Genomic DNA, 16059 nt, shown 5'->3' on the forward strand with positions numbered 1-16059 from the left:
CGACGTGTCCCGGGCGGGCCGCTCCAGCCTGCCCGGACGCCGTGCCCAGGTTCCCCGCCGGGGCGCGTACGACCCCGGACGCGGTTCAGATGCCCAGAGCCGTGGTCGAGGTGCCCAGGATCGTGGTTCAGGTGTCCGGGATCGCGGGTCAGATGTCCAGAACCAGGGTGATCGGGCCGTCGTTGGTCAGGCCGACCTTCATGTCGGCACCGAACACCCCCGTCTCCACCCGGGCGCCCAGCCCGCGAAGCTCGGCGCAGACCGCCTCCACCAGCGGTTCGGCGACCGGGCCCGGCGCGGCGGCCTGCCAGGTGGGACGTCGTCCCTTGCGGGTGTCGCCGTACAGGGTGAACTGGCTGACCACCAGCAGGGGCGCGCCGATGTCGGAGCAGGACTTCTCGCCGGAGAGGATCCGCAGGCCCCAGAGCTTGGCGGCGAGCCTGGCCGCCTCGGCGCGCGTGTCGGTGTGGGTCACGCCGACCAGGACCAGCAGCCCCGGCTCGTCGATCGCCCCGACCGTCACGCCGTCCACCACCACCGACGCGGAACTCACCCGCTGTACGACCGCACGCATGCCCCCATCATCCCGTGCTCCCGGGCATCTCTAGACTTCGGGCGAAAGGAGACAAAGGTGTCTGCTGAGTCATTGTGCGTCGAGGTTGTCCGCTCGGGGTTCGTGGAGTCCACCCATCGGGCGCGGATGCTCGCGGTGGCCGCCGACGGGTCGCTGGTGAGAGTCCACGGGGAGGTCGACGCGCTGGTCTCGCCGCGCTCGTCCATGAAGCCCCTGCAGGCGCTCGCCATGGTCCGCGCCGGTCTCCCCCTTGCGGGGGAGCTGCTCGCGCTGGCGTGCGCGAGTCACGCGGGGGAGCCGTTCCACGTGGACGGGGTACGGAGGATCCTGGCCGGGGCCGGTCTGGACGAGGGCGCGCTCGGCTGCCCGGAGGACCTGCCGGAGGACGTCGCCTCCCGCGACGAGGTGCTGCGTTCCGGAGGGAGCCGGGCCAGGGTCTACATGAACTGCTCGGGCAAGCACGCGGCGATGCTCGCCACCTGCGTGGTCAACGGCTGGCCGCTGGAGACCTACCTCGATCCGGCGCATCCGCTGCAGCGGGCCGTGCGCGCCACGGCCGAGGAGCTGACCGGCGAGCGCGTCGCCGCCGGCGGGGTGGACGGTTGCGGCGCCCCGCTGTTCTTCGTCTCGATGCTGGGCGTGACGCGGGCGTTCCGCGCCCTCGTCCGGGCCGGCGAGGACACCCCGGAGCGCCGCGTCGCCGACGCCTTCCGCGCCCACCCCGAGTGGACGTCGGGCACCACCCGCCCCGAGGCCCGGCTGATGCGTGCGGTCCCCGGATTGCTGGTCAAGTCCGGGGCCGAGGCGTTCGACGCCTTCGTCTTCACCGACGGGCGCTCGGGAACCGTCAAGATCGAGGACGGTGGCCAGCGCGCCCGGGTCCCGGTCACCGTCGCGGCCCTGACCGCCCTCGGCTTCGAGGCCCCCGGGCTCGACGAGCTCGCCGCCGGGGTCCTGCTCGGCGGGGGGCGCCCGGTGGGCGAGATCCGCGTGCGGTAGCCGATGCGGATCCGCGTACGGCGACCGCCGTGGATCCGCGTACGGTCAGCCGGGCCGGCCGTCGCGGATCCGCGTACGGCGGTCCCCGCGCGGTTCCTACAGCGAGCGGAACTGGCGGGTGGTGGAGATCGCCCCCGAGGTGGTCATGGTGAAGGTCCGCATCGAGTCGGCGAACCTGGACAGGTCCCACTCGGCCGGGCCGTGATACCAGTACAGGTGGTCGGCCTGCTGGCCGTTGCCGGTGACCGAGGAGACCACGCGGGCCCAGCGGTCGACGCTGTCGAAGATCACGGCGTAGGGCAGGTAGCGGGAGAACAGCTCCACCCGCTGGGCCACCGGGACGTCCCCGCCGATGTCGGCGCCGGCCAGATACTCCCTGAAGCCCAGGGTGTGGGCGAGGGCGCCCGCGCCCTTCGCGGTCTTCGCGGGCATGTACTGGCCGCCCACGGCGAGGGCGGCACCGGCGATGATCAGAGCCAGGCCGAGCACCCCGTACGTGGTGAACCAGGCCAGCGCGACGGTGGCGAGGACGCCGAGGCCGGTGAGGACCACGCCGATGGTCGTCCAGCGGGTGCGGACGGTGTCGGGGCGGCGGGCGAACCAGCCCTGCGTGACCACGTCGCGGTAGAGCGCCTCGCGGACCTTGCCCAGCTTGGCGCCGAACGATCCCTGGAGCTCCGACAGCAGCACCGCGTCACGCCCGTCGAAGATGGCGTCGTGGAGCTCCCGCTCGTAGGGCATCAGCGAGGCGACCTGTGCGGCGGGCATCCGGACCAGCCTCCAGTCGGGCGTCTCGTACGTCTGCCGGGGCTGCTCGTCGATCCTGAGGTAGCCCCGGACGGCCAGGTCGACGATCGTGGCGGTCACGTCGATCACGTCGGCCTGCTCGTCCATGAGGGTGCCGATCTGGCCGGGGCGGACGCCGTCCGGCGGGGCGAAGTGGCCGTTCTCGACACCGCTGAACGAGCCCGACTCGTGGCCGACCACGCGGGCGTCGCGGCCCCGGGTCCAGTACAGGAGGGCGAGGCCGCCGAGCAACAGGAGCAGCAGGGCGGCCAGCGCGCCGCCGGTGACGGCGTTCAGGGTGAAGGCGTTGGACAGCTCGAAGCGGCGCTCCAGGATCGGCGCGCCCTTGGTCGCGCCGGTGGGGTAGCCGACGACCACGGTGAGCACCTCGTCGGCGCCGAGGTCCTGCTGCCCGAACTCGGCGGTGACGCCCGTGTGGTCCATGGAGGCCTCGGTGCAGGCGATCGCCGAGCTCAGGGGGCCGGCGAAGCACGACAGGTTCTGCATCGTGGCCGGTCCGCTCACGCTGACCTTGGCCTGCTCGACCGGGACGGACCAGGCGCCCACCGCGTACCACCGCAGCTCCTGGGCGTCGGCCAGCGGCGTGACGGCGCCCTGGACGTCGTACTCCAGGGTGGCGCTTCCGGTGCCCTTCAGGGTGATGGTCCCGCCGGTCAGCGTGGCGTCGCCCTTGAGTCCGGTGACCCGGTAGAGGCGGTCGCTGCCGTCGTCGTAGCGGGTCCGGTCGACGAGGCCGCGCGACGGCGCGTCACCCTCGAAGACGACCTCCTCCTTGACGTGGAGCACCCCGTCCTGCCGGAGCTCCATCTGGACCGTCGTGCTCGTCACCTTGCCGGCCTGCGCGAGCCGGGTGTCCCGCCCGGCCTGGAGGGACTCAGCGCCCGGACCGCTCGCCGACACCGAGGAAGCCGGCACCGAGGAAGCCGACGCCGGGGACGCGAGAGCCGGGGACGCGAGAGCCGGGGACGCGCTGAGTGCCAGCGCGAGGAGGGCCGTCACGGCCAGGCTCCCGGCTGCTCGGCGGGAGAGGGCCGACCTGCGCGAGAAAGCCGACCCGCGCGCCAAAGACCCGCGCGCGAAAACCGTTCGGAGTGAGGAGGTCGGTCGGCGCGAGGAAGCCGCTCGGTGCGAGAAAGATGCCGCCATGTGTCGGGAGCTTAGCGAGATCCACCGGTTCGTGACGGCCGACCCTGTATCCATTTTTCCCCGCTCATAAACGCATATGTGGTTATATCCGCTAGATTGCCGCCCGGAGATCCACTCTTTGGAGAGGCGGTCGCATGCGCCCACGGGGGTCGAACCCGCTGGCCTTCGGTGTGCTCGGGGTTCTCGCCACGGCGTTCGCCGTGGTCGTGGTGATCGCGGGCCTGGCCGGGGAGGAGGAGGCGGAGGTTCCCGCCGGTCCCGGGACGGCTCCGGTGGCGACGAGGAGCGCGGTTCCCCAGCAGACGGGCGACACCGAGATCACCACGCCGGACTTCACCCCGCCGGAGAAGCTGAACCTCGGCTCGCTGGGCGACGTCGCGATCGCGCCGGTCGCCGCCGGGCGGAACATGGCCGTCGACCTCCGCTACATGCGGCGCTCGGACACCGCGGCCCGGCTCAAGCGCAACCCGCTGTACGGCACGGGCCTGATGCGTCCCACCTCGTGCCGCGCCCCGCGGCCCTCGACCCAGCCCCGCGACATGCTGTCCTACCTCAACGCCGTCACCGACTGCCTGGAACGGGCGTGGTCGGCGAAGTTCTCCCAAGCCGGGGCGGTCTTCCTCCCGGCGCGCAAGGTCTACTGGTCCCGCCCGGGGCGCGGGCCCTGCGGCACCTACCCCGACGCCAACGCCTCCGCCTACTACTGCCCGTCCAACCGGGGCATGTACATCGGCCTGAGCCATGTGATCGAGCAGAGCGGCGACGTCGACCCCGCCAGGAACCACGTGCCCTACCTGACCGTGCTCGCCCACGAGTACGCGCACCACGTGCAGAACATGGCCGGTATCGGCGGAGCCTGGTGGTGGGAGGTCTCCAACAAGTCCCGTGCCGCCCAGGACTCCCACTCCCGCCGTCACGAGCTTCAGGCGCAGTGCCTCTCGGGGGCCTTCGTCCGCACCGTACGGGTCCCGCTGGGGGTCACCGCCGCCCGCTGGCAGGAGGTCCTGCGGACGGAGTTCGGGCGCGGCGACGACCAGAACGGCAACCCCCGGCGCGACCACGGCAGCGGTGACCACTACGCCGCCTGGCTCCACCAGGGCTGGAAGTACGCCAGGATCGCCTACTGCAACACCTGGTCCGTCGGCCCCTCCGACGTCAGCTGATCCACGCCCGCCCCGGCCCTGATACGGGAGGGCCGGGACGGAACCGCGGGTCCGATCGTGTTCATGAGGCGGAGTCGCCGCGATCGCCGGTGGACATCTGCAATCATGTCGGGAGCCCGACGTTTCCCGAGGTGGCATGCGCGCGCCCGTACGTAGACGACCGTGGACGCCCGCGGTCGCGTTCCTTGTGGCGGTTTCCTGTCTTGTTTCGGGATGCAGCCTTGGCGGTGGCGCGACCAGGCCGCTGGCCGCCGGTACGGCGCTCCCGCCCGCCTCGCCGCTCCCGGCCCCGCTCGTCATGATCGTCGGTGACAGCTTCACGGTCGGATCGGGTCCGGTACGGGCGTGGGACGGCTACGCGGCGAGGGTCGCGCGGGAGCTGGGCTGGCAGCTGATCACCGCGGGCGCCGCGGGGACGGGCTTCGTCAACCCCGGCCGGGTGGGGCGGACCTTCCAGGACTCCTTCCTCAAGGAGCTCTCCTGGCGCCCCGAGCCCAACATGCTGATCATCTCCGGCGGGCGCAACGACCGCCGGATCGGGGCCGCGAGGATCGAGAACGCGGCCGTCCACCTGCTGGAGCTGGTCAGGCGGCGGTGGCCGCACACCAGGATCGTGATCGTCGGCCCGATCTGGATGACCAGGGCTCCCCGGTGGGCCTACGACGTGCGGGAGGCCGTCCTGCTCGCCGCCGACCGGCAGGAGGTGCCCTTCCTCGACCCGTTCGAGGCCCTCGGCCCGCACGGCCGGGGCTGGGGGCGCGGGGCGGTCCTGCCCGACGGCGTCCACCCCACCCTCACCGGCCACGTACGCCTCTCGCGCTGGATGGTCTCCGCGCTGCGGAAGCACGGCGTCGAGGCGCGCCCTTCCTGAGGTCGCCGGACCGGTCGGCCGGAGTGAGCGGTGTCAGGGAAACCGGGGACCGGGCGGGCGTCGCTCTCGCCACGGCACCGGCCGGCGCCACCGGGGCCGACCGCGGAGGCCGGTCGCCGGCCCGGACTCCCCGGGCTCGTTCGTCGGCGCGATCTTCGCGGACCGGGCCTCTCGATAGCACATAAGGGACATTTCACTACAAAGTGACCCGCAGGGCTTCAATAACTCACATAAGCCGACAATCGTACTGTAAAAGGATTGAATTATCGTTTATAGGCAGAGACGGCAGGAAAGTATGACAAGCGGGGATGGGTTACATCTATCCATCACTAATGATTTCCGACCGATCCAGAAATGTCGGGAATCGGGGTAATTGAACCTTTCGAGGGGAAAAGCAATGCCCAAGTTCAAGAGTGTTATCGCAGGGCTCGCCTTCAGCGTGGCGCTGACCGGCGGGGTTGTCAGCATGGGCGCGGCGACCACCGTCGCGAGCGCCGCCGCGACGACCACCGCGGTCACCGCCGCCGCCTTCCCGACATGGGGCGGCGGTGGCTGCCGCCGCGGCTGCGGCTGCGGCGGCGGTTGCGGCGGCGGCTGGGGTGGCTGGGGGCGGCACCACGGCGGCCGCAGCCACGTCAGGGTGCGGATCAACAACCACAACAACAACAACAATTTCCTGTCGAACAGGAACCGCAGCGGCGGCTTCGGGTTCGACGACGACTGATGGATCTCCCGATCGCCGGACCACGCCCGCGACCTGATCCGGGCGCGGCGCGGGAGAGCCCCGTGACCGGTGCGAGTCGGTCACGGGGCCGCGGCGGGACCGCCGGTGACGGCGGTCCCGCCGCCCGGCGTACGGCCGGGAGCCGCGGCGCGGGGCGGCGAGAGGTCACCGGCGTACGGCCGGGAAACGGATCGGCGTACGGCTAGGAGACGGTGGGGGCGGGCGGGGTGCCGGTGCCCGACCAGGTGCCGATGAAGCCGAAGGTGACGGATCCCCCGGCGGGGACGGATCCGTTCCAGGCGGCGTTGGTGAAGGTGAAGACCGGAGGGGCGGCGGAGAGGGTCGAGCTCCACGACTGGCTGATGTTCACGCCCGAGGGATAGGTGAGGACCGTTCTCCAGGTGGTCACGGCCGCGGTGCAGCGGACGGTGACCTCGCCCTGGAAACCGCCCTGCCAGTGGTTGGTCATCTGGTACGTCGTGGCGCAACCGCTCGGCGGGGTCGAGGTGGTCGTGAAGGTCGTCGCCGCGGAGGCGGCCGAGGTGTTCCCGGCGGCGTCGCGGGCGACGACGGTGACGGTGTAGGCGGTCTGCGCGGTGAGGCCGGTCAGGGTGATCGAGTTGGTCGCGGACGAACCGAGCTTGGTGGTTCCCCGGAAGACGTCGTAGCCGGTGACCGCGCGGTTGTCGGTGGAGGCGGTCCAGGACAGCCGGGCGCCGGTCGAGGTGATGTCCGAGGCGGCGGGGGTGCCGGGGCGGGTCGGCGCCTCGGTGTCCGGGGTGCCGGTGCCGCCGTAGATCGTGGCCTCGACGGAGGTCTGCGCGATGCCGTTCGCCCCGTTGAACAGGCGCTGTCCCCAGGTGGTGAGGCTCGCGACGTTGAAGTTGGTCACCTGGTCGAGATACTCGACGCCACCGCCGTTGCCGCTCCACGACCAGCCGAGGTAGCCGATCCCCCTGGCCTGCGCCTGGGCCATGATCGTGTCCTCGTCGGGGTTGCCGTCGGAGTGGTTGAAGCCGAACTCGCCGATCACCAGCGGCAGTCCCGCGGTCTGGAACGCCTGCATGTAGGAGGTGACCTCGGCGGCCGTGTCGAACACCCCGTACATGTGGACGGAGAAGACCGTGTTGCGCTGTGGGTCGGCGGCGGCGACCGTGGCCGCGTTGTCGCGCATGGTGAAGCCCCAGTCCTGGCCCCAGTTGGGGGCGTCCACCATGATCAGGTGCTGGAACCCGTTGCTCCGCAGCCGGGTGATCGCGGCCGAGGTGGCCTGGGTCCAGCCGGGGGTGGTCGCGTTGTTGCCGAAGGGCTCGTTGCCGATGTTGAGGACGACGTAGTCCTCCTGGCCGACGATCGCGTTCTTGACGCTGATCCAGTAGTCCACGGCCTGGTCGAGGGTGTAGGCGCCGCTCTGCTCGCCGTACCCGGTGGTGTCATGATTTTCCAGGACACAGATGAGCTTGTTCTGCTTGCAGAGCGAGACGACGTTCGCCACGTCGGCCGCGCCGTTGGCGGTCCACCGGCCGCCGCTGAGCACCACCCTGACGGTGTTCGCGCCCAGCGACTTGATGTCCGCGAACGAGCGGGTCTGGGTCGCGTACCAGGTGTGCGCGTGGCTGGTGCCCCGCATGACGAACGCGTTGCCGTTCGCTTCGAGAATCCGCGTACCGCTCACGCGAAGACCGACGGCGGCGTGGGCGGGCGGTATGGAGACGATGAACGGGAGAAGGAGCGCCGCGAGCAGCGCCAGTCTGATGCGCATGACCTACCTCGGTTGGGGAGTGCCCGGCCGGGCGGAGGGGTCGTCGCGCCCGGCCGGGGGAGGGAGGCGTCCGGGGATCCGAAGGATCCGGGGGAGGAGCGGACGCCTGGACAATGTGGAACGAGGTGCCGGTTCGTGGCGCGGACCGGCGGGTGAGGGGGCGCCGGTCCGTGGTGCGGACCGGCCGGGTGAGGGGTGTCGGGTCGCCGGGGTGAGCGGCCGGAGTGCTCCGCCGGCCCGTGGCGCGGGCCGGCGGAGCCAGGGGTCAGCCGGTGGTGCAGTTCACCGGGGTGGGGACGCCGTTGGTGCCGTTCTGGCTCGCGGTGAAGCCGAAGGACGTCGAGGCGTTCGGGGCGAGTGTGCCGTTCCAGGACAGGTTCTTGACCGACACGTCCGCTCCCGTCTGGGTGTGCGTGCCGCTCCAGAGCTGGCTGATCGTCTGGCCGTTGGGGAAGCGCCAGGTCACCGTCCAGCCGGTGATCGTCGAGGTGCCCGCGTTCTTGACGGTGACCTCGCCCTGGAAGGCGCCCTGCCAGCTGCTGCCGACCGTGTACGTGGCCGTGCAGCCGCCCACCGGTGCCGTCGTGGTGGTGAACGTGGTGCTCTCGGAGGCGGTGGAGGAGTTGCCCGCCGCGTCCTTGGCCACCACGGAGACGGTGTACGCCGTCGCGGGGGTGAGTCCGGTGAGGGTGTGGGAGGTGCCGGTGGCGGTGGCGACCTTGGTCGTCCCCTGGTAGACGTCGTAGCCGCTGACGCCGACGTTGTCGGTCGAGGCAGTCCAGGTCAGGGTGGCGCCGGTGGCGGTGATCGCGGAGACGGCGGGCTTGCCCGGCCGCGACGGCGCCACGGTGTCCTCCTCAGGTGCCGTCGTGGTGGTGAACGTGGTGCTCTCGGAGGCGGTGGAGGAGTTGCCCGCCGCGTCCTTGGCCACCACGGAGACGGTGTACGCCGTCGCGGGGGTGAGTCCGGTGAGGGTGTGGGAGGTGCCGGTGGCGGTGGCGACCTTGGTCGTCCCCTGGTAGACGTCGTAGCCGCTGACGCCGACGTTGTCGGTCGAGGCAGTCCAGGTCAGGGTGGCGCCGGTGGCGGTGATCGCGGAGACGGCGGGCTTGCCCGGCCGCGACGGCGCCACGGTGTCCGCCGGCTCGTCACCAGGCGGGTTGCCCCACACCTTCGTCGTGCCGGCGTAGACCGTCATGTTCTGCGCCCGCACCGGGGTCGCCCCCGGCGTGGTGGCGATGCCGGTGTACGACCAGTCGTTGGACGGGTCCCACGTCCCGGTGCTGGCGATGCGGAACTGCACCTCGCGACGGTGCTGCGACTGCCCCGCCGGGGTGATCGAGGTGTTGGAGCAGTCGATGGTGACGTAGTAGGTCTTCCCGGACAGCAGGGTCGGTCCGGTCGGGGCCTTGCACTGGTTGTAGGCGGACGTCACGGAGACCTGGCTCGCGGTCGTGCTGCCGTCGAGGGTGAAGTAGTACCGGAACGAGCCGTTGGCGAGCGGGCGGGCCGGCCAGGCCGACTGGTTCCGCACGATGGCCTTGATCTCGGTGAACGCCGAGCCGGAGGCGTTCACCCCGGCCTCCACGAAGATCTCCGGGCCGTCGGGGGTCTCCGCCACGGGGAAGTTCGCGGCGGGGGCTCCGCCGTACTCGCGGTAGAGGCGGGCGAGGGCGCTGGTGAAGCCCGCGTTGTAGTCGGTGGCGACCTCGTTCATCACGTAGTCGTCGCGCTTGTCCGTGTACTTGTCGTCGGGGTCGGGCGGGCCGCCGACGAGGGCGCCGTACAGGGTGTGGCGGGTCTCGACCGGGTTGGTCATCTGGTCGGTCCACGAGCCGTGCGCGGTGCGGTGGTGCGGGTTCCTCGGCGGGTTCGCGCCGAACCCGATCATGTACGAGGAGTTGCGCGGGTTGTCGCCGAGCGCGTAGTTGATCTGCCTGACCGCGAAGTCGTGATATCTCGCCTTACGCGTCGCGTCGGTGATCGAGTCCGAGTGGACCAGCGCCACGAACGAGGTGTTGGCCGCGTAGCGCAGCGATCCCCACCGGTCGAGCACGGCCTGGCCGCCGGGCGAGTACCTGATCCGCTGCCCGTTCACCCCGACCGTCCAGAAGTCGAGCCAGCGGTTGGCGTCGTCGAGGTACTTCTGCTTGCCGGTCAGCTTGTTCAGCAGCACGTAGGCGCCGTAGGACTTGTCGTCCCAGGCGATCGTCCACTTGTAGGACTTGGTGGTGGACTGCGGCTCGGTGCCGAGGTTGTCGTAGTACGACTCGGCCTTGGCCAGGTAGGAGGCGTCCTGGGTGGCCCGGTGCAGCCAGATCGCGCCCCAGACCAGCTCGTCGTTGTAGCCGCTCCACGACTGGTAGTAGCCCGACGCGTCGGTGATGCAGTCGCTGTACTTCTTCCGCACGGTGTCGGCGAAGGTGTAGAGCTGCTTGGCGTGCGTCACCAGCGTGTCAGCATAAGTCGGATTTGTCGGGCGAAAGACGATCGACGAGGCGGCCATCGCCGCCGCCGTCTCCCCGGCCAGGTCCGACCCGCCGCAGGAGGCGTCGATCTTGTACGCGGGCCGCTCCATCTGCATCGCCTCGGCCGGGCCCCACCAGGCGTGGTCCTTGCCGCCGTTGCCGACCTGCCCGTACAGCACGTTCGCCGACGGGTGGGCCTTGATGAAGTAGTCGTTGACGAACTTGAGGTTGTTCAGCAGGTGGGTGAGCTGCCCGGAGGAGGCGTACGCGTCGCGGTACTCCACCGCGCCCCAGGCCAGCATCGTCGCGCTCGCCGCCATCGGCAGGCCGAACTTGACGTGGTCGCCCGCGTCGTACCAGCCGCCGGTCAGGTCGAGCCCGGCGTCCTGGCCGTCGGTGAGCCCGGAGGGGCCGCGCCAGCCGACGCGGTTCCAGCTCGGCAGCGTCCCCGACTGCTGGGCCTCGTAGAACCAGATGGACTTCTGCAGCGCCTCGCCGTACGCGAAGGCGGGCGCCGCGGCCTGGGCGCCGGTGGCGGACACCGTCACCGGCACGGCCGTCAACGCCAGCAGCGCGAGCGCCGCCAGGGTTCTTCTCATGGGGGGTGCGCCTCTCGGAGATGGTGCTCGGGGCGTGACGGCAGGTCAGGGGTACCGTCACGCCCCGAGGTCTCAGGGGGGTCGGGCCAGGGCCCGGTCAGGTCGGGCTCGGGCCCGGTTCAGGTCGGGCTCAGGTCGGGTTCAGGTCGGGCTCGGGCCCGGCCCGAGGGAGGGCCGGGCCCGAGGTCGGGGGTCAGGGGAAGAGGCGGCCGTACTCGGCGAGGGCGACGGCGACGTCCACCTGCGCCCAGAACCGGTGGTAGTTGAAGGACGGGGCGGGGCCGGTGCCCTTCAGGTAGGCGTCCACCTTCGGCCAGTCCGGGTCGTTCTTGTAGAAGGACCGGATGGACATGAAGGTCGAGCTGGAGTTGATCGTGTCGCCGTTGGGCATCTTGCCGGTCCAGCCCGGGGGCACGTAGACCGGGTCGTTGAGGCGGCTGTAGTCGGCCTTGGTCTCGGTGACCGACACGCCCTTGGCGTCCTGGTTGTTCTTCCACAGGCCGTCGAGCAGGCCCTTGGCGACGGTCTTGGCCGTGGCGTTACCGGACTTGGCCGCGTAGTACATCAGCACCTTGGCGTACGAACCCGCCACGCCCACGTCGGTCGTGTAGTCCCTGATGCTCACGTGCAGACCGGAGTTGGAGCCGGGGTTGTTCGGGTTCCAGGTGTCGGGCTGGCCGGTCCACACCAGCGTCGAGGGGATCTGGTAGGTCCCGTCGGCGTTGACCGTGGTGTTGTCGGTGGCCCACTTGACCCACTTGTCCAGCACGAGCTTGGCGTCGGCGTTGCCGGTCGCGTAGTACAGCTCCGCGACCCGCTCCATCGACCACGCCTGGAAGCCGAACCACTGGTTGGACGGCGGGTCGTGGTAGACCGGCTGCCAGTCGTAGGCCATCCCGTAGAAGGTGGGCAGCGTCGACGGCGGGGCCGCGTAGTGGCCCTGCCAGCTGTTGGTGGCGCCACCGGCGATCGCGCCCTCGGTCGACTGCAGCCAGCGGTAGAACTCCAGCTGCCGCTTGGTGCTGGTCGTCCAGTCCTGCACCGCGGTCGCGCCCTTGGGCTTGAGCGCGTCCACGCTGGACAGCGCCCAGGCGGCCATCGGGTTCTGGTAGCCGGAGTGGTTGTGGCTGGAGCCGATCCGCCAGGCCCAGCCGGCGGAGGTGTCGTAGGCGCCGCCCCAGGCGTAGTACCAGCTCAGCAGGTAGGCCGAGCTGTCCTTGCCGGTGCCGGCCGCACACGAGGTGCTGGTGCAACCCTGCTTCTTGAAGTACTTGTCGTACATCGCGTAGCGCAGGTAGTCGCCCATCTTCGCGGCCTTGGTGATCGTGGCCGAGACCTGCGACTCCTTGCCCTGCTCCTTGGCCCAGGTGTGCGCCCAGTAGGCCACCTGGACGGCGCGGGCGTCGGCGTCGGGGGCGTTGGTGTACTTCCACTGCTTGGCGTAGGAGCTGTCACCGGTGAACAGGTCCAGGAACCCGTTCGGGCCACCGTGCTTGAAGGTGTCGCAGGACGGCTGCGGGATGGTCTCGAAGACCGACTCCTCCGGGCCGCGCTGGTAGGTGTTGATGTACGCGGGCTTGGTGGTCCCGTCCCCGCAGCGGCCGAAGCCGTAGGTGTTGTCCACGTCCAGCAGCCAGTGCATGCCGTAGACGTCGCTGGTGCCGTAGGCGCTCTTCAGCTCGTTCGCGATCGGGTCGACGCCGACGCTCACGCCGCCGTCCAGCTTGGACGGGTACTGCTTGATGTCGTCCCACTCACCGGCGTACGTGGCGGGCTTGGACGGGTTGTAGTTGGCGTTGGTCGGCTGGTCGGCGGTGGCCGGGATGATGTACTTCTCCATCGAGGCCCAGGCCGCGTTGAACTTGCTCCAGTCGCCGGTCACCTTGCCGTACGCCGCCTCCAGCCACAGGTAGTAGCTGTAGGCCTCGGAGGTGGTCTCGTGCCCGTGGTCCGGCGCCTCGACCATGAAGGTCTCGACGGAGTGGTAGGGCACGCCCTGCGGCGAGAAGTAGCCGTTCGCCGGGTCCTTGAGCTTGTTGTACATCGCGGTGAAGCGCTTGATGTACTCGTTGTCCCCGCCGCTGGAGTCGTTGTCGACCTCGGTGGCGGTCACCTTGGCCGAGGTGTGGCCGGAGGCGGTGGAGGTGAACTCGGCGCTTCCCGAGGTCTGGTCGCTGTCCTCGGCCGCCGCGATCCGTACCGTCTGGGCCGTGTTCCAGTTGGCGGTGGTGAAGGTGAGCGACGCGCCGGAGGCGACGGTCAGGTCGGTGTCGCCGCTCGTCCTCGCGGTCGCCACGGTGACGCTCGCGGACGGGGCCTTGGAGAGCTTGACCGAGAGGTCGGCCGAACCGCCCTCGGGGACGGCGACCGTGGCCGGGGTGACGACCACGGCGGGGGCCGAGTCGGCGGTGACGGTGATCCCCACCGGGGAGGAGGTGGTGACCGCACCCTTGTCGTCGGTCGCCCTCGCGGTGAGGGAGTAGCTCCCGGCGGCGACGCCCGTCCAGTTGTAGGCGTACGGCGCGGTGGTGTCGGTGCCCAGCAGCGTGGTGCCGTTGAAGAAGTCGACCTTGGAGACGGTGCCGTCGCTGTCGGCCGCGTTGGCGGTGATCGGCACCGTCGCGGGCGCGGCGAAGGTGGCCCCGGCCGCCGGGCCGGTGACGCTCACGGTGGGCGGCTGGTTGACGGGGGTGCCGCCACAGGTGGTGCCGTTGACCGTGAAGGCGGTCGGCTTGGGGTTGGAACCGGACCAGGTTCCGTTGAAGCCGATGCTGGTCGAGGCGCCGGTGGCCAGGTTGCCGTTCCAGTCGAGGTTCTTGGCGGTGACGTTCTGGCCGCTCTGCGCCCAGGTGGCGCTCCAGCCCTGGCTGATCCGCTGGGTGGTCGTCGGGAAGGCGAACCCGAGGGTCCAGCCGGTCAGCGGGTCACCCAGGTTCTTGACGGACACGCTGGCGGTGAAGCCGCCCTGCCAGTCGTTGGTGGTGTACGTCACGTCGCAGGCGACGGCGGCGAGGGCGGGAGAGGCTGCCAGGGCGGTGGTCGTCCCGGCCGCCAGGCTGAGCAGCGCCAGCGCGGCGACCCGTCTCCGGAAGCGTGGGAGCGCTCCCGCTTTGATGGGGAACAAATGCATGAAATGGGCCTCCGTGAGTGGGGATCGATGCGAATTCGCTGGTAGTGGCGCCGCATCGGATCAAGCAAGGGAGAGAGGGGGTGGGAGCGCTCCCATAAGGGATTCTGGAGACGGTGAACGGGATGTCAATGGCAGGCGCCCCCGGTTACGCCGATGTTTCACGACCCATGCCGCCAGGCTGCTGTGATCCGGGCGGCCTTTTTCGCGGAGTATGAAAGTTTCATGACTTTCGACGCTCCCAGCCGAATGCTTGCTTGTGGGTGCCCCCGGGCCCCCGCCTCGGCGATCCGCCCCACCGGCCGACGGCCGATGGGGCGGATCCGTGGTCGCGGGGAGAGGTTTTCCGGCCCGCCCGATCAGCGCGAACGGCGATGGCTCCCCGGGCGTGGGTGGTGGTGACGGCCGCGGTCACGCTTCCCCGCCGGGAACGCCCTGTCGTTGGGCGGATACGTTATGACCGTTCGGTTCTTCTTGTTGCCGCGCGGGCCGCCCCCCGAGCCGCCGCCGGGGTCGGCGGTGGCGTTGGCGCCGGCCGGACTCTCCGCTGGTGCCGGGCAGATGCCCTCGGGGCCGACGGCCACGGTCAGCACCGGTGAGGCGCTGGGCTCCAGCCGGTTCGTGCCCGCGAAGGCCGCCACGAACTCATGGGTTCGCGGCGGGATCTTGGAAACGATCAGTTTCGCGTGGCCGGCGGCGTCCGACTGGAACTGGTCCTGGCGCACCCCGTTGGCGAAGAACTCGACCGGCCCGACAGGGGCGATCGGCCCCGGGGACGTGACGGTCGCGACGAGGGTGAGGTTGCCCGGTGATTCCGGATCGCAGAACGCGGCCAGCTTGGTGGTGGTCTTCCTCTGCGGCAAGGCCGTGCAGGCGGATCGCGTGACGGTGGTGGCGTCCAGGTTCACGGTGCCCACGCGGGCCAGCAGGCGGCCGTTCACGGTCGTGCCGCCGGCCGTGGTGATCGAGGTCAGCGCGAGGACGTTCCCGGTGAAACGGGAGCCGGCCCCCAGCGAGACCGAACCGCCGACCTGCCAGACGACGTTGCACGCCTGGGCGCCGTTGACGAGCCGCACCGTGCTGGCGGGCGCGGTGACCAGGGCGGGAGCCCTGAAGACGAAGAGGGCGTTCGGATTCCCCCGCCCGTCGAGGGTCAGCTCCCCGCCGATCTGGAAGGCGCCCGAGATGGAGTTGTAGACGCCCGGAGCCACCGTGGTCCCGCCGAGCTGCGGCGGGAGGGAGGCGGTGCCGGGCCGCCTCGCGGCGTTGTCGTAGGCGGCGGCCAGGTCGTCCTGGGCCTGTTCGGCGACGGAGTCGTCCAGGTAGACGGCGCCGGCCACGACGCCCGGCGGGAACCCGGCGGTCGTCGAACCCGGGCTCACCCCGACCTCGCCGGTGATGACGGTGGCCCCGGTGCCGACGACCGTCGTCCCCGCCAGGACCGCGAAGTCCGTGGCCGCGCCGAGCGACAGCGGCGCCGCCGGGCTCGGCTCGTTCATCGTGTTCGAGGTGTTCGCCGCGCTCGGTGTTTTCGTGGTTTTCGTCGTTTTCGCCATACGGGCCGTGCTCGCCGCGCTCGCCGGGTGCGGTGTCGCGGCGACGCAGCCCAGCGCGACCGCGACCGTTACGGCCCTCACCAGCCAGGAACGGACGGTATTTCGCGAAACGATATGGGGGTGACCAATGACTGCCACAGTTTCATCCTTTTCTTTTGGTATTTCGCCGTCCAGGCGCATTGCCGATGATGCGCCGTTTTTTCGAGACTACTGATCGGCGGTGCCGGGGTCGTCGTACGACATGCGGGTTGTTTTATCGCATT

11 protein-coding genes are annotated in these 16059 nt (G+C 70.5%); 5 read left to right on the plus strand and 6 right to left on the minus strand.

All coding sequences use genetic code 11. From position 1 onward, the window contains the following. Positions 1 to 148 precede the first annotated feature (148 nt). Complete coding sequence (gene dtd, locus ACFFRH_RS23160; protein WP_344746920.1) at positions 149 to 574, minus strand: D-aminoacyl-tRNA deacylase; 426 nt, start codon at positions 572 to 574, stop codon at positions 149 to 151. Positions 575 to 631: 57 nt separating this feature from the next. Between dtd and ACFFRH_RS23165 the strand changes: the two genes are divergently transcribed. Continuing rightward, positions 632 to 1573: an asparaginase gene (locus tag ACFFRH_RS23165; RefSeq protein ID WP_344746918.1), complete on the plus strand. Its 942-nt coding sequence runs from the start codon at positions 632 to 634 to the stop codon at positions 1571 to 1573. A gap of 96 nt (positions 1574 to 1669) precedes the next feature. Here ACFFRH_RS23165 and ACFFRH_RS23170 read toward each other — a convergent pair whose 3' ends face one another. Further along, entirely contained in the window at positions 1670 to 3379 is a 1710-nt protein-coding gene (locus ACFFRH_RS23170; RefSeq protein ID WP_344746917.1) for a DUF2207 domain-containing protein, read from the minus strand. Between the two features lie 281 nt (positions 3380 to 3660). Here ACFFRH_RS23170 and ACFFRH_RS23175 point away from each other — a divergent pair, with 281 nt between their 5' ends. From ACFFRH_RS23175 to ACFFRH_RS23185, 3 genes are all read left to right on the plus strand, one after another. Next, positions 3661 to 4689 (plus strand): neutral zinc metallopeptidase, encoded by a 1029-nt coding sequence (locus ACFFRH_RS23175; RefSeq protein WP_344746916.1) that lies wholly within the window; start codon positions 3661 to 3663, stop codon positions 4687 to 4689. A gap of 187 nt (positions 4690 to 4876) precedes the next feature. Continuing rightward, positions 4877 to 5560 (plus strand): SGNH/GDSL hydrolase family protein, encoded by a 684-nt coding sequence (locus ACFFRH_RS23180; RefSeq protein WP_344746914.1) that lies wholly within the window; start codon positions 4877 to 4879, stop codon positions 5558 to 5560. Between the two features lie 397 nt (positions 5561 to 5957). Continuing rightward, positions 5958 to 6284 (plus strand): hypothetical protein, encoded by a 327-nt coding sequence (locus ACFFRH_RS23185; RefSeq protein WP_344746913.1) that lies wholly within the window; start codon positions 5958 to 5960, stop codon positions 6282 to 6284. A gap of 202 nt (positions 6285 to 6486) precedes the next feature. On the opposite strand, the gene ACFFRH_RS23190 is transcribed toward ACFFRH_RS23185, so the two are convergent. From ACFFRH_RS23190 to ACFFRH_RS23205, 4 genes are all read right to left on the minus strand, one after another. Continuing rightward, positions 6487 to 8046 (minus strand): cellulase family glycosylhydrolase, encoded by a 1560-nt coding sequence (locus ACFFRH_RS23190; RefSeq protein WP_344746912.1) that lies wholly within the window; start codon positions 8044 to 8046, stop codon positions 6487 to 6489. Positions 8047 to 8311: 265 nt separating this feature from the next. Continuing rightward, positions 8312 to 11113: a glycoside hydrolase family 9 protein gene (locus tag ACFFRH_RS23195; protein WP_386159497.1), complete on the minus strand. Its 2802-nt coding sequence runs from the start codon at positions 11111 to 11113 to the stop codon at positions 8312 to 8314. Between the two features lie 193 nt (positions 11114 to 11306). Beyond that, positions 11307 to 14243 (minus strand): glycoside hydrolase family 48 protein, encoded by a 2937-nt coding sequence (locus tag ACFFRH_RS23200; protein ID WP_386159500.1) that lies wholly within the window; start codon positions 14241 to 14243, stop codon positions 11307 to 11309. A gap of 356 nt (positions 14244 to 14599) precedes the next feature. After that, on the minus strand, positions 14600 to 15739 hold the full coding sequence (locus ACFFRH_RS23205; RefSeq protein ID WP_344750286.1) for an ice-binding family protein: 1140 nt from the start codon (positions 15737 to 15739) through the stop codon (positions 14600 to 14602). A gap of 1 nt (position 15740) precedes the next feature. Here ACFFRH_RS23205 and ACFFRH_RS23210 point away from each other — a divergent pair, with 1 nt between their 5' ends. Further along, positions 15741 to 15920: a hypothetical protein gene (locus ACFFRH_RS23210; RefSeq protein ID WP_344750287.1), complete on the plus strand. Its 180-nt coding sequence runs from the start codon at positions 15741 to 15743 to the stop codon at positions 15918 to 15920. The last annotated feature ends 139 nt before the right edge of the window (positions 15921 to 16059 follow it).

The organism is Streptosporangium vulgare, assembly GCF_042428775.1.
Lineage (GTDB): Bacteria > Actinomycetota > Actinomycetes > Streptosporangiales > Streptosporangiaceae > Streptosporangium > Streptosporangium vulgare.

Bases quoted from the DNA above. Each gene is read 5' to 3' on its own strand.
- dtd (WP_344746920.1), bottom strand. From the start codon at position 574: ATGCGTGCGGTCGTACAGCGGGTGAGTTCCGCGTCGGTGGTGGTGGAC.
- ACFFRH_RS23175 (WP_344746916.1), top strand. From the start codon at position 3,661: ATGCGCCCACGGGGGTCGAACCCGCTGGCCTTCGGTGTGCTCGGGGTT.
- ACFFRH_RS23185 (WP_344746913.1), top strand. From the start codon at position 5,958: ATGCCCAAGTTCAAGAGTGTTATCGCAGGGCTCGCCTTCAGCGTGGCG.
- ACFFRH_RS23190 (WP_344746912.1), bottom strand. From the start codon at position 8,046: ATGCGCATCAGACTGGCGCTGCTCGCGGCGCTCCTTCTCCCGTTCATC.
- ACFFRH_RS23195 (WP_386159497.1), bottom strand. From the start codon at position 11,113: ATGAGAAGAACCCTGGCGGCGCTCGCGCTGCTGGCGTTGACGGCCGTG.
- ACFFRH_RS23200 (WP_386159500.1), bottom strand. From the start codon at position 14,243: ATGCATTTGTTCCCCATCAAAGCGGGAGCGCTCCCACGCTTCCGGAGA.
- ACFFRH_RS23205 (WP_344750286.1), bottom strand. From the start codon at position 15,739: ATGAACGAGCCGAGCCCGGCGGCGCCGCTGTCGCTCGGCGCGGCCACG.